Source organism: Chryseobacterium nakagawai, assembly GCF_900637665.1.
Lineage (GTDB): Bacteria > Bacteroidota > Bacteroidia > Flavobacteriales > Weeksellaceae > Chryseobacterium > Chryseobacterium nakagawai.
In genome coordinates this window covers 3,305,011-3,324,133 of record NZ_LR134386.1, presented here as the reverse complement: position 1 = coordinate 3,324,133, position 19,123 = coordinate 3,305,011, and the positions used below count along the sequence as shown (strand labels likewise).

The 19,123-nt window shown below is 36.5% G+C and carries 15 protein-coding genes; 4 read left to right on the top strand and 11 right to left on the bottom strand.

All coding sequences use genetic code 11. From position 1 onward, the window contains the following. Window positions 1-6 precede the first annotated feature (6 nt). Window positions 7-798 (top strand): class I SAM-dependent methyltransferase, encoded by a 792-nt coding sequence (locus EL260_RS15010; protein ID WP_123856118.1) that lies wholly within the window; start codon window positions 7-9, stop codon window positions 796-798. Window positions 799-958: 160 nt separating this feature from the next. Here the strand turns inward: EL260_RS15010 and EL260_RS15005 are convergent, their stop codons facing one another. The 3 genes from EL260_RS15005 to EL260_RS14995 all read right to left on the bottom strand — a co-directional run bounded on the left by EL260_RS15005 (window position 959) and on the right by EL260_RS14995 (window position 3,362). Further along, on the bottom strand, window positions 959-1,195 hold the full coding sequence (locus tag EL260_RS15005; RefSeq protein ID WP_123856117.1) for a YtxH domain-containing protein: 237 nt from the start codon (window positions 1,193-1,195) through the stop codon (window positions 959-961). A 101-nt stretch (window positions 1,196-1,296) separates the two neighbouring features. Continuing rightward, window positions 1,297-2,139, bottom strand: a complete 843-nt coding sequence (locus EL260_RS15000) for an isoaspartyl peptidase/L-asparaginase (protein WP_123856116.1) — start codon at window positions 2,137-2,139, stop codon at window positions 1,297-1,299. A 332-nt stretch (window positions 2,140-2,471) separates the two neighbouring features. Then, window positions 2,472-3,362 (bottom strand): cyanophycinase, encoded by an 891-nt coding sequence (locus EL260_RS14995; RefSeq protein ID WP_123856115.1) that lies wholly within the window; start codon window positions 3,360-3,362, stop codon window positions 2,472-2,474. 197 nt (window positions 3,363-3,559) lie between these two features. Here EL260_RS14995 and cphA point away from each other — a divergent pair, with 197 nt between their 5' ends. Next, complete coding sequence (cphA, locus tag EL260_RS14990; protein ID WP_123856114.1) at window positions 3,560-6,190, top strand: cyanophycin synthetase; 2,631 nt, start codon at window positions 3,560-3,562, stop codon at window positions 6,188-6,190. A 137-nt stretch (window positions 6,191-6,327) separates the two neighbouring features. Here cphA and EL260_RS14985 read toward each other — a convergent pair whose 3' ends face one another. The 8 genes from EL260_RS14985 to EL260_RS14950 all read right to left on the bottom strand — a co-directional run bounded on the left by EL260_RS14985 (window position 6,328) and on the right by EL260_RS14950 (window position 15,540). Next, window positions 6,328-7,512 carry a hypothetical protein gene (locus tag EL260_RS14985; protein WP_123856113.1) on the bottom strand — a complete coding sequence of 395 codons (1,185 nt, stop codon included), beginning with the start codon at window positions 7,510-7,512 and terminating at the stop codon, window positions 6,328-6,330. Between the two features lie 240 nt (window positions 7,513-7,752). Then, window positions 7,753-8,586: a type 1 glutamine amidotransferase gene (locus EL260_RS14980; RefSeq protein WP_123856112.1), complete on the bottom strand. Its 834-nt coding sequence runs from the start codon at window positions 8,584-8,586 to the stop codon at window positions 7,753-7,755. Window positions 8,587-8,619: 33 nt separating this feature from the next. Beyond that, a complete protein-coding gene (locus tag EL260_RS14975) occupies window positions 8,620-9,741 on the bottom strand; it encodes a carboxylate-amine ligase (RefSeq protein WP_123856111.1) in 1,122 nt (373 codons plus the stop codon). Between the two features lie 30 nt (window positions 9,742-9,771). Then, window positions 9,772-10,725 (bottom strand): ATP-grasp domain-containing protein, encoded by a 954-nt coding sequence (locus EL260_RS14970; RefSeq protein WP_123856110.1) that lies wholly within the window; start codon window positions 10,723-10,725, stop codon window positions 9,772-9,774. Between the two features lie 174 nt (window positions 10,726-10,899). Beyond that, window positions 10,900-11,613, bottom strand: coding sequence for an alpha/beta hydrolase-fold protein (locus EL260_RS14965; protein ID WP_123856109.1), 714 nt, complete (start codon window positions 11,611-11,613; stop codon window positions 10,900-10,902). A 29-nt stretch (window positions 11,614-11,642) separates the two neighbouring features. Beyond that, the gene (locus EL260_RS14960) at window positions 11,643-12,857 is read right to left on the bottom strand and encodes an ATP-grasp domain-containing protein (protein WP_123856108.1); all 1,215 of its coding nucleotides are present in this window, start codon (window positions 12,855-12,857) and stop codon (window positions 11,643-11,645) included. 140 nt (window positions 12,858-12,997) lie between these two features. After that, window positions 12,998-14,413, bottom strand: a complete 1,416-nt coding sequence (locus EL260_RS14955) for a leucyl aminopeptidase family protein (RefSeq protein WP_123856107.1) — start codon at window positions 14,411-14,413, stop codon at window positions 12,998-13,000. Between the two features lie 5 nt (window positions 14,414-14,418). After that, the gene (locus EL260_RS14950; RefSeq protein ID WP_123856106.1) at window positions 14,419-15,540 is read right to left on the bottom strand and encodes an alpha/beta hydrolase-fold protein; all 1,122 of its coding nucleotides are present in this window, start codon (window positions 15,538-15,540) and stop codon (window positions 14,419-14,421) included. A gap of 201 nt (window positions 15,541-15,741) precedes the next feature. Between EL260_RS14950 and glgB the strand changes: the two genes are divergently transcribed. Both glgB and EL260_RS14940 read left to right on the top strand, forming a co-directional pair. Then, the gene (gene glgB, locus EL260_RS14945; protein WP_185145913.1) at window positions 15,742-17,688 is read left to right on the top strand and encodes a 1,4-alpha-glucan branching protein GlgB; all 1,947 of its coding nucleotides are present in this window, start codon (window positions 15,742-15,744) and stop codon (window positions 17,686-17,688) included. Window position 17,689: 1 nt separating this feature from the next. After that, entirely contained in the window at window positions 17,690-19,096 is a 1,407-nt protein-coding gene (locus tag EL260_RS14940; RefSeq protein ID WP_123856104.1) for a glycogen synthase, read from the top strand. The last annotated feature ends 27 nt before the right edge of the window (window positions 19,097-19,123 follow it).

Sequence of the window (19,123 nt, the reverse complement as noted above, 5' to 3'; positions counted from 1 at the left end):
TAAACAATGGAAAATTACTTAGAAATAAATAAAAAATCATGGAATGCAAAAGTAGAACCGCATTTGAAGTCGGATTTCTACTTTGTTGATGAATTTTTAAAAGGAAGAACCTCACTGAATTCAATTGAGCTGGGACTTCTGGGAGATATAAAAGGAAAAACTATTCTGCATTTGCAGTGTCATTTTGGGCAGGATTCTATTTCACTGTCAAGAATGGGGGCAAAAGTTACCGGGATTGATCTTTCTGATAAAGCAGTTGATACAGCCAGAGATCTTGCACAAAAGTGTGGAACTGATACAGCATTTATCTGTTCGGATGTATATGATCTACCTAATATTCTGGATCAGAAATTTGATATTGTATATACAAGCTATGGTACAATAGGCTGGCTTCCTGATCTTGGAAAATGGGCAGATGTTGTCAATCACTTTCTAAAACCTGGCGGGAAGTTTATCATGGCAGAATTTCATCCTGTCGTTTGGATGTTTGATGATGATTTTACAAAAGTCACCTATAACTATTTCAATGAAAAACCGATTGTAGAAACGTATGAAGGAACCTACGCAGATCAGTCTGCACCTATTGTACAGGAATATATCATGTGGAATCACTCTTTATCGGAAGTTCTTGACAACCTGATTAAAAAAGATCTGCAACTGAATACTTTTCAGGAGTTTGATTGGTCACCATATCCGTGTTTCAGACATGTAGAAGAAGTTGAAAAAGGAAAATGGCGAATTCCACAGTTTGGAAATAAAATTCCGCTGATATTTGCGTTAATAGCACAGAAAAAATAAAGTATTGTAATATCCAACCATTACGAAGGAGATCTGGCTAAAAAATCAAAGATTTTGCCTTAAATACACTTCATTTATTCTGATGAATAAACAAAAAGTCATCGCAAACTACTACGATGACTTTTTCTATATATGAATGTTAAAAAAACTACTGTCTTTTTTAGCTTAAAGAATCCTCGGCTTTTGTTTTTGCCTCGTCTACTTTATTTTGAACCTGGGAAGCAACATCATTGGCTTTACTCTTAATATCATTTCCCCATTTGTTAAGATTATCCTTTGCTGTATTAAGCTTATCCTTTACGACTTGCTGATCTTCAGGACTTGAATTTTTATATTTCCAATATGCTAAAGCACCTAGTCCTAGTAAAGCTAATAAACCTTTTGTTTTGTTTCCCATGATTTCTATTTTTTAAAAGATATTAATATTAAAATTTGTTATTAATACATATGTAAAATACGTGCCAAAAAATTAAGTTGAATTATAAAAAAATGTTAAAATTAAGAAAAGATATCAAAATTTTCACCGTCAAAACTGGCGAAAACCATAGTAGGATAGGAATCCTGATGATAAATATTTCCATCTTTATCAATGGCAATGGCACCTGCAAATCCGTCAATTGTTTTAAGTTCATCAAAGGTTTTACTGAAAGCCGTTTCAAGGCTCATTCCATCCGTCACACGGGTTACAATTTTTGCGGCAGTAGCATTGCTCACAATATCTTCTCCCACACCTGTGCAGCTTACCGCACAGAATGCGTTGGCATAATTCCCGGCCACAGTGGCCGAGTCTGAAATCCTTCCCGGAATCTCAAAACCTTTTCCACCTGTAGAAGTAGCAACAGCCAATTTCCCATCTTTGTCGATGGCTACACAGCCTACAGTTCCTTTACCTCCGTTATTCAGTTTAGCTTCATATTCTGTTCTTCTCTGTGGAATTTCCGTTGAAAAGTTTTCAAACCCGTGTTCTGCAGCGTAACGTTTCGCCCCTTGACCACCTAAAACCCTATCATCTTCTCCAATCAGGTCTTTGGCTACAAAAATTGGATTTTTTACCTCCTGAATATTAATGACTCCACTTAATTTTTGGGTTTCACCATTCATAATTGCCGCACTCATACGAATGACACCATCACTTTGAATCTGTGAACCTATTCCCGCGTTGTATAATGGATCATCTTCCAGCAAAGAAACAGCATAAGCCACTGAATCAAAGGCCGAATGGGTATGAAGATAATGAAATGTCTTTTGAGCAATTTCTTTTAAAGAGTTCTGTTTGGCTGTTTTTACTTCATGGCTTTGGTCACTTTCCGAGAAGAAGCCTCCGTGAATGATGATTTTCATAGAATATAAATGATAGTTGATAAATTTTTTACGAAGGTAATTTATAAATAAAAGATAAAAGATAAAAGATAAAAGATAAAAGATAAAAGATAAAAGATAAAAGATAAAAGATCTTGTCTTTAAATAACAATTACCCATGTGTATATCCACAGGGATATCAACATCAATAAAGGTGGGCTTTGGCCCACCTGAAAAAATATTTAACCCGTTCGTTGGCTTTAGTCCAAACTTATTTGATAGTCTGCTACTATCTAAACTGTGAATTTAAAAAAACAAAAAAACGGAACCGAGGTCCCGTTTATATTTATATTTTATATACAGTATAAATTTTGTTATTTATCCTGAGGAATTGGATTGAATTGTGAATTCTCAATCGTCAGCGCTTTAGTGGTAAGATCATAATGATCATTCATAGACATTACATGAACCGTTAAATTATCAATAGAAATAGGTTCTCCAAGATTAATATTGGTTAGGTTGGTATCTTTAATAAATCTTCCATCTACCAAAATTACAAGTCCGGAACCTACAGCAGTCATCACATCATTATGAATAAAAAGTCCGGTATCTTCCCCAAGTCCGATTCCCAATGTTCTTGGGTTATTCACTACTGCCTGGAAAAGACGTCCGATTCTGCCTCGCTGTACAAAATGCGTATCGATGATAACGTTATCTATTAAACCTAAACCTTGTGTTGTTTTAATTTCTCCCTTCAACAGAGCTTCAGAACTACTTCCCTGGTAAATCATATTTTCTGAGGCAGCAGCTGCACCGGCAGAAGTTCCTGAATAAATAAAGTCCTGTTCCTGATATTTTAATAAAATAGTATCGTGAAATCGGGTTCCGCCCAGAATAGATGTCAGTCTCAACTGGTCACCTCCTGTAAACATCATGACGTCCGCAGCATTCGCTCTGGCTACCATTGCATCAGAATTAGCTTCTTCACGATTATGAATATCAAGAATATTCACATTTTTAGCACCAAGGAATTCAAATGCCTTTTTATATTCAGCACCTACAATCTGAGGAATTTGAGAGGCTGTTGTTACCACTTCAATCACAGAATCTTCTTTGTGTTTTGATTCGTTGATGATCTTTCGCAAAATTCCGCGCTCAAAAAAATTAAGATTCTTTTCAATATTCTGATCATAATCGGTTTCTGCAAAGCTTCCTTTATTTACAGCACCTCCGATAACAATTAATTTTCCTACAGGTTTAGTCATGGTACAAAATTAAAAAATAATTAGCATATTTGGCGAATTTCGTGCCATCTTTAGTTGATTTTTAATGTTTTAGAAATGTGAATAAAGATTAATTTTTTTTTAATAAATCTTCAAGTGTGCTATAGTTTCGTTTAGGGTTTTATATTATATTTGATTATAAAATAAGTTATTATTAACTGACAAAATGCCAATAGACTATGAAAATCGAAAAGATTCAGGCACTACGAGGTCCTAATATCTGGAGTATCAGAAGAAAGAAACTGATACAGATGAGGTTAGACCTTGAAGAAATGGAGAATTATCCTACCAATAAAATAGATGGATTCAGGGAAAGAATTGAAAAATTAATTCCATCACTGGTTACCCACAGGTGTTCAGAAGGAGTGGAAGGCGGTTTTTTCCATAGAGTAGAAACAGGTACCTGGATGGGACATGTCATTGAGCATATTGCCCTGGAAATACAAACCTTGGCAGGAATGGATGTTGGTTTTGGAAGAACCCGGGAAACCAAAACGCCGGGAGTGTATAATGTAGTATTCAATTATCTTGAAGAAAATGTAGGTATTTATGCTGCCGAAGAAGCCGTAAAGATCGCGGAAGCCTTAGTTGAAGGAAATGATTACAATCTAAATTCCTGTATTCAGAAACTGAAAGAGATCAGAGAACGTGTGCGCTTGGGTCCATCTACCGGAAGTATTGTAGAAGAAGCCGTTTCCAGAAAAATACCATGGATCAGATTGGGAACAAATTCATTGGTACAGCTGGGGTATGGAGTTAATCAACAGCGTTTTCAGGCGACAATTACCGGAAAAACAAGCTCTATTGCGGTAGATATTGCCTGCAATAAAGAATTAACCAAAAGGATGCTTCACGATGCTGCTATTCCGGTACCTATAGGTGACTTGGTGGTTGATGAGGAAGATTTAAATAACGTTATCAAAAAAATAGGGTATCCCATTGTTTTAAAACCTTTGGATGGAAATCATGGAAAAGGCTCCTCTATCAATGTTAATGATTGGGAGGCAGCCAAAATTGGATTGGAACATGCCCAGAAATACTCCCGAAAAGTAATCGTTGAAAAATACATTACAGGATATGATTTCAGGGTATTGGTGATTGATAATAAAATGGTGGCGGCAGCAAGAAGAGTTCCTGCCCATATCGTTGGAGACGGGGAACTGAATATTCAACAGCTTATTGATAAAGAAAATAAAGATCCACGAAGAGGGTATGGCCATGAAAATGTTCTCACCGAAATTGCAGTGGATAAAGATACTTTAGAACTGCTTGAAAAGCTTCAATATACTTTGGAAACAGTTCCGCAAAGAGGAGAGGTGGTTTATCTGAAGTCTACAGCCAATCTTTCTACAGGAGGAACATCAATAGATGTTACCGATATGGTGCACCCGGAAAATATTACAATGGCGGAAAGGATTTCCAAGATTATCGGACTGGATGTTTGCGGGATTGATATTATGGCAGAAAACCTTACACAACCTTTAAAAGAAAGTGGTGGGGCTATTATAGAAGTCAATGCTGCTCCAGGATTTAGGATGCATCTGGCTCCAAGTGAAGGGTTGCCAAGAAATGTAGCGGCTCCGGTAGTGGATATGCTATATCCACAGGGAAAACCTTTTACCATTCCGATTATTGCAGTAACCGGAACCAACGGAAAAACAACCACAACAAGATTAATTTCCCACATTGTAAAAAGCAATGGTTATAGAGTAGGATTTACTACTTCAGATGGAATTTATATTCAAAATACAATGCTGTCGAAAGGAGATACCACAGGACCATTGTCAGCAGAGTTTATTTTAAAAGATCCTACCGTGGAGTTTGCTGTTCTGGAGACAGCCAGAGGTGGAATTCTCCGTTCCGGGTTGGGATTTTCACAATGTGATATTGGCGTTCTGACCAATATTGAGGAAGATCATTTGGGAATGAATGATATCCATAACCTGAAAGATCTTACTAAAGTAAAGCGGGTTGTATTAGACAGTGTAAAGAAAACTGGTTGGAGCGTACTGAATGCAGACAATGAATATTCCATGAAAATTGTTAACAATCTTGATTGTAATGTAGCTATTTTCAGCATGGATGAGAATAATCCTCATATTGTAAAATTTGCCAAAGAAGGAAGAATTACCTGCGTTTATGAAGAAGGTTTTGTAACCATTAAGAAAGGTGACTGGAAGATTAGAATAGGTAAAGCCAAAGATTTCCCGATTACAATGGATGGTAAAGCCAGATTCATGATCGAAAATGTTTTGGCGGCCAGTTTGGCAAGTTATCTTCATGGATTTGGAATTGAGGATATTTCCAATTCGTTAAGAACCTTTATTCCAAGTGCGCAGCTTACTCCCGGAAGATTAAATGTCTTTAAGTTTAAAAGCTTTAAAGTGTTGATCGACTTTGCTCACAACCCATCCGGATATGAAGCAATAGAAGATTACCTGAAAAATGTTGAAGCAACTAAAAAAATAGGAATTATTTCAGGTGTTGGAGACAGAAGAGATAGTGATATCAGAGAGTGCGGAAAAATTGCTGGAAGAATGTTCGATCATATCATCATCCGAAATGAAAAACACCTTAGAGGAAGAACCGAAGAGGAAATCAACGGATTGATTATCGAAGGAATGCAGTCTTCAGGAAAAGATGTCAGCTACGAAATTATTCCTAAAGAAATTGAAGCATTGAAGCATGCCATGGGAATGGCTGAAGACGGAACATTCATTACGGCTTTAAGTGATGTAATTTCCAATGCTATTGATCTTGTTCAGGAATATCAGGCAAGAGAATTGCTGGAAGATGACAAGAATTTGTAAACATCTGAAATTGAGATAAAAAAAGCGGTTGTACTTCATAGTGCAGCCGCTTTATTATAAATTCTGATGATCTCACCGATTAATAAGTTATTAAGCATCTGCGATATCTGCAAAATCTGCGAGAGCTCAGCCTTTATTTATAGTTCTCCAAAAAAAGCATTAGAACTCCCAATCCAGATAGCATCTTTCTTATTGAAATCCACATTGACCATGGCTGCTTTGGTCATTCTTCCTAAATTTTCAAGTAGTATAGGACGCTCATCATTTTCTTTCCAGATATACAGCAAACGGATCTCTGCCTTTGAAAATTCCCCATTGATATCTTCAAAAAGCGGCTCATAAGTTACCTTTCTCTGTAGGATATAGTTTTCCTTATCTTCTATAGTGTCTGTAATTTCTTTGGTAGGATTTAAATTTACACCACTGCCTGCAAATGAAAATAATGGCTTTAATACAAAATTCTCAAGGTTTTCATGTTCCGGAAATTCATGCAAGAAATAACTTTTAGGAACAAATTGATGTTTCAGGAATGGTAAAATAAACTTAGAAATCTTAAAGAACCAGTTCGGATGAGTGATCCATTGTACATCTACTTCTTCACGGAAATCAAACTCAATTTTAAGATCGGGAATCCTATCCAGTTCATCAAATATCACACGATTGTAGATTCTTTTGATTTCAACAAGTTTGCTGTCATTTTCATAGTAAAGCTTTTTACCTTCCTTCTTTATTTTGGTCAAACATACCGTTTTGATACCGAGTAACTGCTCGGTTAAAGTAAAGTCGATGGCTGTTTTCTGCTTTTCAGGAAAGATTTCAAGAAGAATGACATTCTCCGGATTTTCATCCCCTACAATCAGATCTTTTAAATACTGTTTAAAGTCTGCATGAGACATAGGATTACGAATCGATGAAAGAAAAGGATAAACTTCACAGAACGTTTCTTCATAAATTTTTTGGAAAACATATAATGAAGGAAAAGCCTGAAGCTCGATCAGCTGTGGTTCAATTGTTCCATCTTCATTTTTACAGACTCCAAAATCGATGGTGAAAAAATGAGGTTGGTCTGTATCATTGGGAACCCTGCAGTTGTCAGGAATTGCTTTTTGAAGGGTTTCAGCCGGAAGCGCTTTGATCTGGCTAATGATACTTTCACTGGCATCAAGCAATTTACTTTCAAATTCTTTAGTAAGGAAAATAGGACTTTCTGAAATTCTGAAACCCGGTTCTATACCACCTTTTTGTTTTAAAATCTCTTTAAGCTGTTTGTATTTTTCATCTGAAAACTCCTGATTGAAATGCTTTCTGTATTTTGGGATCATATTTTTTCTTTTGTGGTGGTAAAAAATCGAGCATTTTTGCTCGATTTGATATTTGAAATAAACTTAACCACAAAAGTCACAAAAGTTTTTACTAAAAATATAAATGGATGTATAAGTTCACATAAGATGAAAATCAAAGATTTTCAAAACGCCTAAATGTACTTTTCAAACAGTTTAATAGTAACTTAAAAAGAACTTAGATGTTAAGCTTTTGTGGCTTTTGTGGTTTATTTTAATTTTTTAAGCTAAAGACTCAACTTCTTTCAAAATGTTTTTTTTTGCAAACTGAAGAAATCTTGGGAGGATCTGATTTCTGGTCAAAATGATTTTATCTTCATCATCTATTCTGTCCATGGTTTCAAGATATTTTTCCATTCCGAAGTTTTCAATCATAGCTTCTCTGTTCTTATCATCTTTAAGATTTTCTATTAAAGCCTCAGGGCTTGCTTCCGGGTGAAATTGGGTCCCGAATACTTCATCAGAAAAACGAACAGCCATTATCGCTCTCTCCAAATTGATATGAGGCCGGAACTTTTCAATAGCCATAACAGTCATTCCCAGTTCTTCAAAACGGTCGTGATCCGGCTCAATGAACTGATAAGCTCTGGAATCTACTGCATAAAAAGGATCCTGAAGATTTTTGAACAAAAATTCTTCTCTGCCTTCTGTTGTTTTATGAATTGGCATTACCCCAAAAGAATAGGATTTTCTTTTACAGATATTTCCTAATTTCCAATGAATACTTGCCAACTGAAAAGAATGACAAATCAGGAAAAGATACTTTTTATCCTCATTGTATTTATTATGTTCAAAAACGGAATCTAAAAATTGAGCAAACCTATTTTCCCATTCGAAACCTTCACGGTGCGGGGTTCCTGGTCCGCCTGAAGAAATAAAAATATCAAAGTCTCCAATCTCCGGCATTTCATCTTTAAACCTGACATCAAATGTCTCGATGATTACATTTTCTTCAGAGTTCTGCTGAAACGTTTCAGAAATTTCTTTAATGTTTCTAAAGCCTTGATTAACATGATTATTGTTCATGTCCAGCAGAGCAATTCGAATATCTTTCATTACATCATATTTTTTGTAAAGTTACCAAAAATATTATGAAGCGGATTCACCATGTGTGATGCCGTACTCTGTTTCTGAGATCATATAATCCACAACCTTAGTAAGATCCCCGGTTTCTTTGAAGATCTGAAGCTGTCGATCGGCACCCGTACCATTTTCAAGAATTTTCCAGGCATATTCAACTTCTTGTCGGCATCCTAAATCATCTACTACATCATCAATAAACTCTAAGAGTTCTTTTAACAAATGGGGATAAGGAACCGATTCTTCTTTTCCAAAATCAATCAGATGAGCCTCAATACCGCTTTTGGAAGCACGCCATTTATTTTCATTCAATAAAAGTCTTCTGTAGCTTCTAAAACTCAGATTTTGTTGGTGGAGTTTATAAATTTTAGCCACTAAACTCTGCATAATGGCTGCAAGACATACTGTTTCATCAATTCTTAAAGGCATATCGCAAATCCTGAACTCAATGGTAGGATAGAACGGATGAACCCTTAAATCCCACCATATTTTTTTAGCATTATCAATGGTTCCTGTTTTTACCAAAAGATCGACATAACTATCAAATTCTGCCAATGAATTGAAGTAACTGGGAATACCGGTTCTCGGAAACTTAACGAAAATTTCCTGTCTGTAAGATTTAAAACCTGTATACCTTCCGATCCAGAAAGGAGAATTGGTAGAAAGGGCATAGACGTGAGGCAGAAAATAACGCATTACATTCTGAATTCTTACGCCTTCCTCACGATTAGGAATTCCAATATGAACATGAAGTCCAAAAATCAGGTTCTCACGGGCAACATCCCCCATATCATCAACAATTTTGATATATCTCTCTCCCTGAGTAATCGTATTATCAGACCAATGAGAAAAAGGATGGGTTCCTCCTCCGGAAACGCGAAGTCCCTGTTCATGGGCTGTATTGATGAGATGCCTTCTTAAATTGGTTAATTCTGCTCTTGCTTCCTGAATATTCTGGCAAATTCCGGTTTCCATTTCGATCATGGATTCGTGCATTTCGTGCTTTAAGTTTTCACTCAAAACCGCTTTTCCGCCTTCAATGATTTTTGATACGTGAGAAATCAGATCCCTGCTTTCAACATCAATGATCTGATATTCTTCTTCGATTCCAATAGTAAACTGATGATGCATTGTCTTGTGTTTTTTTATTCTTTTTCAATATTATTTTATGGAATCTTTTACGAAGGTTCCCCAAGTGATATTAGGTTTTCCCGGAACATATTCCTTAGCTTTTTCAATAGCAAGCTTAGCAGCATGTTCTATAATCCATGCGAAATTCTCTTCTCCTACGGAATTTCTGTCTGCATCCGGAGCCGGATTACAGAAGTCGATAGCATAAGGAATACCATCTCTTACAGCAAATTCAACAGTGTTGAAATCATATCCTAACGCTTCATTCATTTTGATCGTATAATCATGAATGGTTTTTAATAATTTTTCAAGCTCTTCCCCTTGTGTCTGGTGAGTAGTGGCATACCTTAAGTGATGTGGGTTCCTAGGTTCGTAAGGCATGATATGAACATATTTTCTGCCCAGACAATAGACTCGGTAATAATCATCAAAAATAATTTCTTCCTGAACCATCATCACCAGCTGTTCTGTTTCTCCAAGCTTGTTCCAAAGATCATCCGGATTTTCTACCCTGTAAACATTCTTCCAGCCGCCACCATCGTGAGGTTTCATATAAGCAGGAAATCCAACATAATCAAAAATATATTCCCAGTCATGGGGAAATTTAAGGTTCCTGAATGAAGTTTCCGAAGTATCGGTTGGTCTTTCATGGGATGGAAGCAATACTGTTTTTGGTAACGGAATACCTAATTTGCTCATGAGTGCATTATTAAAAAATTTCTCATCAGCACTCCACCAGAACGGATTATTGATTACATAAGTACCATTAAGTGCAGCGTTTTTCAGATAAGCTCTGTAAAAAGGAACATTCTGCGAAATTCTGTCGATGATCACTGCATACCCATAATCTGCACCCTGCTCAAGTTTATCAATGGTAACAGGTTCAGCTACGATATCTCCACCTCCCAATTCATTTACTTTGTCTATAAATGCCCAGGGAAATGTGTCTTCCATACCGAATAGAATTCCTACTTTTTTTGTCATAATTTTTGTTTTTAATGGTGTCTACTATACTTTATTTCTCAACAGAATCTATGATTCTTTAGATTTTTAAAACTTAAGCGTTAAAGTATTGATTCTCCTTTTCATTTAAAAATCTTTATTTTAAACACTTAAGTTATTTTACAAACTGATTTTTTGTTTTTATTTGGATGTTTTTTAAGAGAAATAAGCTCCAATAAAGATTGGAAAAACCATTCTCCACAACGGCCAGTCGTGACCAATCCATTTTCTTTCATCATACCAGAAATCAATACCTTTTACCCTTAAGATTTCTGCCATTTCAATATTCTTGTCTTTGCAGATATCCTGATCTGAGGTGCTCAATACAATGTGCATATGCTTATATTTCCATGCTTCATCATTTCTTATAAACTCTCTTGGACAGTTGAAATATACCAGGTCATCGGAATAACCGTCCATAAAATTTCTTATGCTGAAGGCCCCTGAAAGGCAAAACAAATGAGAAACTACATCCGGAAACCTAAAGGCAAAATTGGCAGCGTGATAACCTCCAAAACTGGCTCCAGCCACTGCTACACGATGGGTTTTATGAAGTTTTTGAATGTATGGAACAAACTCCACGATCAAAAACTGCACGTATCGTTCGTAATTTTTGATTCTCTGTTGCGGTGATAGTGTTTGATCATAAAAGCTCCAGCTGTCAATGGTCTGAATATTATAAAGCTTTACCTTTCCCTGTTCTACAAACCAATTGATACTTCCGTTAAGGTGAAAGTCATGGTTCTGGGTATATTGTCCTTGAGAAGTAGGAAACATGATAATAGGATATCCGGAATATCCGGTCACTTCTACCTTAAGACTTGTTCCCAATATATTGGAATAGTAATCAGTATGTTCTATATGCGGCATTTAAATTTGTACTTTAAGGTTGTGTATAATTAACTGCTTAATTTACTAGTCTTAGGCGGAAGGATGTTGAGCATTTCGGCATTGATCTTTTCTGCGGCGCTGTCTAGTCTTTCTTCTATTACGGAAGCATCACTGGATTTGTAAACAATTCCAACATGATAATCGATGGGAAGAAATTTTATAGCTTCCTCACATTCGAATTTACTATAATCTGGCTCTTTATCTTTGATAAGCGCAACAATAAGACCTGCGTAATATCCTGTAGGAGGGGAGACACTATAGTTTTTATTTCTTAAGAGAGCATCTTCAATTTTGGCCCATTCTCTCCAGATATTGATGCTGCTTGAAGCTTCTACCAAATCAGGAATATGAGCGCCCCCCACTCGTGAGGAGGTTTCCAGAAAATACCATTTTCCGTCTTCTTTTCCACGGATGAATTCCGTATGAGTGGCTCCGTTGAGTAATCCAAAGTTGGAAAGTACTCTGGAATTGATCTCTTCCAAAGCTTTGAATTCATCAGAGTATCTTCCTAATGTTTTAGATCTGAAAACACCCCCTTCATGAGAAACCTGCATAGGCGGAGCCAGATATTTTGATGCAGAAGTAAAGACTATTTCTTTGTTGAAGGTAAGGCTGTCTACATGATATACATCTCCCGGTTTAAAGCTTTCCAGGAGGAAAAGATGACGCTCTTCTCCAAGAATTTCCAATGCCTCATGAAGCTGTTCTTTAGTCATTATCTTTTTAATTCCTGATGCCGAAGCCTCTGAACGGGGCTTCAATACCCATGGAGCGGGAACCTTATCTACAAATTCATTCACTGTATCGTCATTGAAAACGGCCGTAAATTCAGGAACATTGATGCCTGTGTCTTTTGCCTTTTGGCGCATCGCCAGTTTATCTCTGAAGTAGCGGTGGGTAGTCTGTCCCATTCCCGGAATACGAAACGTTTCGCGGATCAGGGCAGCCTTTTCTACGTCGTAGTCATCAAGGGCAACTACAGCATCTACTTTTCTTGTTTTCATCAGGTGTGAAAATCCCTGAATCAAATGTTCCAGGTTCCACACAGATGGTTTGATTTCAGGCATATAAAATACCTCATCAATGGCTTGCCAGGGCCAGTTTTTTTCTTTAAGATTTTCTGATGTTACTAAGATGATTTTATTACCGAGCCTCTTCATTTCATCCATGAAGTCATAGCCCTTGTAATAGCACGAAATACATACTATAATTTTCTCCTCCATATAATGTTTTTTAAGTTTTAGTGAATTATCAAAAATAAAAGCAATTCTTTATTGTTTGATTAATATCAAAAATAAAAATATGATGTGCTTTTATTAATCACTAATCAAGTATACAGAGAATTTTTGTAATAAACTAATTTTTAGTGATAATTTTCGATTAAATCCGTGAGTAATTGAACCCCATACCCGGTTGCTGCTTTTTCTTTAGCATACCCTACATTTCCAAAGGCTACTCCGGCAATATCCAAATGCGCCCATTTAGGGTGGTTTTCAGTGAATTGTTCTAAGAATTTGGCGGCGATAATACAATCTCCAACAGGCTTTAGAGACATGTTTTTTAAGTCGGCTACATCAGACTGTATATCATCTTTCCAGATATCCCATAATGGTAAATTCCATAGCCTCTGATTGGTGTGATCTCCGGTTTTTATCAAAAGGTTTTTCAGGTCTTCATTATTGGAAAATAGAGCTCCACAAGTATCGCCAAACATTCTTACTGAACTTCCCGTTAAAGTAGCGAGATCAATAAGGAAATCTGTTTTGTAATTTTTAGTTAGATAAGACAGTCCGTCAGCAAGAATTAGCCTGCCTTCCGCATCCGTATCCATCACTTCAATAGTTTTACCATTGTAAGCGGTAATCACATCACTTGGAAGAAGGGCTTTTTCGGAAATAGCATTATCAGTAATCGGAAGAACGGCTATAATATTAACAGGTAAATTCATTTCAGCAGCATAGATTAGAGTCCCTAAAACAGCTGTTGCTCCGCCCATATCGGATTTCATATAATGCATATTGGTAAAAGGTTTTAAGGAAATGCCTCCGGTATCAAACAATACACATTTTCCAACCAATCCAAATGTTTTTGCATTTTTAACGGTGGTCTTATATTCCAAAATAGTGAAGGCAGCATCATGAGCGCTTCCTTGGTTAACAGCAAGATAAGCTCCAAGACCAAGTTCTTCGCATTTTTTTCTGTTGAAAACGGTATATTTTAATTCATATTTTTTTGCCAGATTTTTAAGGTATAAACTGAAAATTTCCGGTTTTTTTAGATTCGCAGGTTTATTCATCCATTCCTGGCAAGCGATTTGTCCATTGCTTAAAGCTTCAGCTTTCTGGCTGATAAAATCCAGTTTTTTCTGGCTTAAATTTTCAAAATGCAATTCAAATTTTGAATTCCAGAAAGGATGGTTTTTTTCAAAAGGATAGTTGTAAGTTCCTATGAGTAATCCCTTCACGAATTCTTCAAACTGTTTTTCATTAAGAGAATCTGCAAGCAGTAAAGTGGGAGCAGCCTGTAGTTTTTCCTTTTGGGTTTGAGAGAATTTTACCGCAACCTGTTGGAATTCAAAATTTTGTAAAGTAGATTTTCCGAGTCCGATAAAGTAAGTAATTCCTTCTTCATGAGCATTGATGAACACTTCATGCTTTTTTCCTGTGAAGAATAGGGCAATATTTTTATTGAAATTTTTACTTGTTTTGGTCCATTCCTCTTCAGTGAATAAATGGAATATCTGGGTATAGTTTCTATTTTTTTTGTTGATTAGTTTCATAAAATTTAGTTCTTAATGCTTTGTTGTTGTGGTTTTACTTCTACAGGATTTTCGGTGTTGTCATAGAACAGCCATTCAATAGCTCTCGGAAACTCCTGTGACCAGTAAAATTCATTGTGAGTTCCTTCAGGATTAATGCTGGTTCTGAATTCAAAGTCAAAGAGGTTCTTTTTCTCCCATCTTTTCAGATATTCTTCAAAAATATGAATTCTTTTGACCATTTTAGATCCTTCCTGCCCACCACCATATAAGTATATTTTTGTTTTAAATGGAACCCGGAAGTTCATCATGGGAAAGTTATTATTGGGTTCCACCCAAAGAGAAGGAGAGAAGATTAATAACTTAGAATAAACTTCAGGATAAAGGAATCCACTGTAAATACTGATTAATGCTCCCAGCGAGCTGCCACCGATTCCTGTATTGTCGCGGTCCTTTTTAGTACGGTAATTTTCATCCACATAAGGTTTTAAAGTATCAGCAATAAAACGGATGTATTTTTTTCCCTCAGAGCCATTGGCTACATTATCATTATCAAAGATATATTCTTTAATCCGTTCTTCGCTTCCGTGTTCTATAGCAATGACGATAATATCACCACGCCCGTATTCTGCAAGGATAGATAGCTTTTTATCAATTTCCCAGTTTCCGAAACCACTTCCTTCATTGAACAGGTTTTGGGCATCCTGAAGATATAAAACAGGATAGCTCTTCTCCGAAGTATGATAGTCATAAGGAAGTACAGCCCAGATTTTCCGGTAACGATCCAGTTGTGGAATATAGAATTTTTCGGAAATCACTTCAGCAGTGGGGAAGAACTCCTCCTTAAATGGTCCCCAGTTTAATCTCCATTTTTCTACAGTATCAGAAACTTTCTGGAGTGATTTTTTTGTTTTCCGATTAGGAGTGATATTTCCATATTTATCCAGTTCTACATTTTCCCAGCCTCCTTTGGTGAATTTGTACTCAATTTCATCAGCTAGCTTTTCGTCTTCAATTTCTATAAAATAATGATGTGAATCTGATCTTTGGAGTAGGTAATTATCGTCTTTTGGATTCCAATTGTTGAAATTACCAGTAATAAATACTGGCCTGTCATCTTTTTCATCAGTATAAAGTTCGAACCTCATCATAAGTGTTTAATAAATTATTAGATTGCTAAATTTATAAAAAAGATTGTTTGGGAATCATAAAAAAGTGAATTAAAAAATGATATATTTGATAGGAAACGAAAGTGGGAAACTAACATGATAATTATTTGATGAATAATTAATCACTATTATCAGTATTTTTCGTAGTTTCAGACAAAATATAAATACAAACTGATCTTGATGAATTCTGTTAAAACCTATACGCTTTTCACCGATCATGACGTGTATCTTTTCAAAGAAGGTAGACACTATAAGCTGTATAGTAAATTTGGAGCCCATTCTGTAGAGAAGGATGGTATAAAAGGAGTTTATTTTTCGGTTTGGGCACCTAACGCCAAAAAGGTTTCCGTAATAGGAGATTTTAATAACTGGAACCATAAAGATCATATTTTGTTTCCAAGATGGGATGGTTCCGGGATTTGGGAAGGCTTTATTGAAGAGTTGCCTTGGGGAACTTTATATAAATATGCCGTTGAAACAGCAAGAGGAGAAATCCTGGAGAAAAGTGATCCTTATGCTTTAAGCTGGGAACAGAATATTCAGGCAGCATCATTGGTTTCTACAACCTGGTATGAATGGAATGACAGGGAATGGATGGATAGCCGTAGAGAGAAAAACAACCTGGATGCCCCTTTGTCTGTTTATGAATTACATCTGGGGTCATGGGTAAGAGAAAGTAATGATCCTGATAAATTTTTGAACTATCGTAATATTGCAAAGAAACTCGTCCCTTATATAAAAGAAATGGAGTTTACCCACGTGGAGTTTATGCCCGTTATGGAATATCCTTATGATCCAAGTTGGGGCTATCAGATTACAGGATTTTATGCCGCCACTTCGCGATTCGGATCACCACAGGATCTGATGTTCCTGATTGATGAACTTCATCAGCATAATGTAGGTGTTATTCTGGATTGGGTACCTTCACATTTTCCCGGAGACGCTAATGGACTGTATCGTTTTGATGGTTCTCATTTATATGAACATGAAGATCCGAGAAAAGGGTTTCATCCTGACTGGAAATCTCATATCTTTAATTATGGAAGAAATGAAGTAAAATCTTTCCTGATTTCCAATGCAATGTTTTGGCTGGATCGTTATCATGCAGATGGACTGCGTGTGGATGCCGTAACTTCAATGCTGCATCTGGATTATTCAAGGAATGAAGGAGAATGGGAACCCAATGTCTATGGCGGAAATGTAAATCTTGAAGCCAAAGCATTTCTGCAGGAATTTAATACCGCTGTTTACAAAGAATTTGGAAATAGTATTATGACCATTGCGGAAGAAAGTTCAGATTTCCCTATGCTTACCAAACCTGTTCATGATGGCGGTATAGGCTTTGGAATGAAATGGATGATGGGCTGGATGCACGATACATTGGATTATTTCAAGGAAGACTTTGTCAATAGAAAATTTCATCATCATAAACTTACGTTTGCTTCCATGTATATGTACAATGAAAACTATATGATGCCTTTGTCTCATGATGAAGTGGTACACGGGAAAGCAAGTCTGATTTATAAAATGAAAGGGGATGAATGGCAAAAGTTTGCTAATCTTCGTACCTTGTACGTATATATGTATACTCATCCGGGAGCCAAACTGCTTTTTATGGGTGATGAATTCGGGCAAACCAGCGAATGGAATTTTACCCGAAGTCTTGACTGGCACCTGTTGGAGTATCCTGTGCATAAAGGATTGCAGGGGTTAGTAAAGGAACTAAACCATTTGTACCAATCAGAATCTGCATTGTTTGAAAATCAGTTTGATAAAAACGGTTTTGAATGGATAGAGGCAGATGATCTGGAAAATTCGGTTTACGTTTATCTCAGAAAAGGAAAAAGGAGAGATGATGTTTTGATGACTGTCTTAAATCTGGCCCCAAAAGTCTTGGACTACAGAGTAAAGATACCCAACGGAACGCATTGGGAAGTTATCTTTAATTCCGACGATGAAGAATACAGTGGAAGTGGAGTAATATCTGAGGTAATGGAAGAGAAATATGAAGATGGAATGGATCATCAGAAATTTATGACTATCAAATTACCTCCTTTGGCAGGGGTTATTTTGAGGCAGCAAAAAGATAAAAAGTATAAATTACACAGAATTAAACATAAAAGATAAAATGGTTATCTATCATTTAAGTACAGAATGTTATCCTGTAGCAAAAGTGGGTGGGCTGGCAGATGTTGTAGGTGCACTTCCAAAATATCAGAATAAAATAAAAGGAATAGAAGCCAAGGTAGTAATGCCATGGTATAATAAACCCTTTGTGCACGAACATGAATTTGATTTAGTATTTGATGGCTTTATCCATCAGGGATCAAATATGCTGCAGGTTCAGGTCATAAAGGAAAAAACAAATGTTCTTGGGTTTGAACTCTATATGGTGAAAATTCCCGGATTGTTGGATAGGGAAAATCCTTACGGATATAAGGATGAAAGTTTTCAGTTTCTGGCCTTCCAACAGGGAGTTCTGCATTGGTTATGTGCTATGGAATTAAAACCGGATGTTCTCCATTGTCATGATTACCATACCGGATTAGTCCCTTTTATGGTAGAGCATTGTCCGGAATTTAGCTTTCTTCAAGACGTAAAAACAATAGGGACAATTCATAACGGGGAATATCAGGGAATGATGAGTTGGAATATGGCGAATTATATGCCTTCTTTTGATACTTATAAATGGGGCTTAATGGATTGGAATGGATTGATAAACCCATTAGCAAGTATGATTAAATGTTCAGATGCCTTTACTACAGTTTCCGAAGGATATCTGGAAGAACTTTTCATCAGCTTCAGAGGACTAGAAAGTCTGGTTCGCCAGGAATTCGGCAAGGCGTATGGAATTATCAATGGAATTGATACGGAAGTCTGGAACCCGAAAACTGACCCCATGCTGGATTTTAATTTTAGCAGTAAGAATGCAGTGGCGCAAAAGAAAAAGAACAAAGAGAAACTTTGTAGAGAATATGGTTTAAAACCTGAACTTCCTCTATTTGCATTTATTGGTAGGTTCGCTACGGAAAAAGGAGCAGATCTATTACCGGATGTGGTATGGAAAAGTATCAAACAAAGCTATGGCGCTTTAAATATCATGATTCTGGGGTCAGGAAATACCTATATTGAGAATAAACTTAAGGAATACGACTATACCTATACCAACTTTGCCCTGGATTTAGGGTATAAAGAACATCTTTCTCATAAGATCTATGCCTCGGCAGATTTCCTGTTAATGCCATCAAGAGTAGAGCCATGTGGTTTAAATCAAATGTATTCTATGAGATATGGAACCGTTCCGGTAGTAAGATATACCGGCGGATTGAAAGATACAGTAGAAGATATTTCAACCGGCGGAGCAGGACTAAATTTCACATATCCCGGTGTAGACGATATTGTACATGCGATGAACAGGGCGATTGGAATTTATAATCAAAAAGGAATGATGGAAGAACTTATTCATGCCAACATGAATTTTGACTTTGCATGGGAGAAATCTGCTGAGAAATACATAGCTTTATATAACAGCTGACATAATGAGATTTTTTATCCTTAGTGA

Excerpts from the sequence above, each read along its gene's own strand:
- EL260_RS14970 (WP_123856110.1), bottom strand. The coding sequence starts at position 10,725 with ATGACAAAAAAAGTAGGAATTCTATTCGGTATGGAAGACACATTTCCC.
- EL260_RS14940 (WP_123856104.1), top strand. The coding sequence starts at position 17,690 with ATGGTTATCTATCATTTAAGTACAGAATGTTATCCTGTAGCAAAAGTG.
- EL260_RS14955 (WP_123856107.1), bottom strand. The coding sequence starts at position 14,413 with ATGAAACTAATCAACAAAAAAAATAGAAACTATACCCAGATATTCCAT.
- EL260_RS14960 (WP_123856108.1), bottom strand. The coding sequence starts at position 12,857 with ATGGAGGAGAAAATTATAGTATGTATTTCGTGCTATTACAAGGGCTAT.
- EL260_RS14975 (WP_123856111.1), bottom strand. The coding sequence starts at position 9,741 with ATGCATCATCAGTTTACTATTGGAATCGAAGAAGAATATCAGATCATT.
- EL260_RS14965 (WP_123856109.1), bottom strand. The coding sequence starts at position 11,613 with ATGCCGCATATAGAACATACTGATTACTATTCCAATATATTGGGAACA.
- EL260_RS14985 (WP_123856113.1), bottom strand. The coding sequence starts at position 7,512 with ATGATCCCAAAATACAGAAAGCATTTCAATCAGGAGTTTTCAGATGAA.
- EL260_RS15010 (WP_123856118.1), top strand. The coding sequence starts at position 7 with ATGGAAAATTACTTAGAAATAAATAAAAAATCATGGAATGCAAAAGTA.
- EL260_RS14980 (WP_123856112.1), bottom strand. The coding sequence starts at position 8,586 with ATGAAAGATATTCGAATTGCTCTGCTGGACATGAACAATAATCATGTT.
- EL260_RS14950 (WP_123856106.1), bottom strand. The coding sequence starts at position 15,540 with ATGAGGTTCGAACTTTATACTGATGAAAAAGATGACAGGCCAGTATTT.
- glgB (WP_185145913.1), top strand. The coding sequence starts at position 15,742 with ATGAATTCTGTTAAAACCTATACGCTTTTCACCGATCATGACGTGTAT.
- EL260_RS15005 (WP_123856117.1), bottom strand. The coding sequence starts at position 1,195 with ATGGGAAACAAAACAAAAGGTTTATTAGCTTTACTAGGACTAGGTGCT.
- EL260_RS15000 (WP_123856116.1), bottom strand. The coding sequence starts at position 2,139 with ATGAAAATCATCATTCACGGAGGCTTCTTCTCGGAAAGTGACCAAAGC.
- EL260_RS14995 (WP_123856115.1), bottom strand. The coding sequence starts at position 3,362 with ATGACTAAACCTGTAGGAAAATTAATTGTTATCGGAGGTGCTGTAAAT.
- cphA (WP_123856114.1), top strand. The coding sequence starts at position 3,560 with ATGAAAATCGAAAAGATTCAGGCACTACGAGGTCCTAATATCTGGAGT.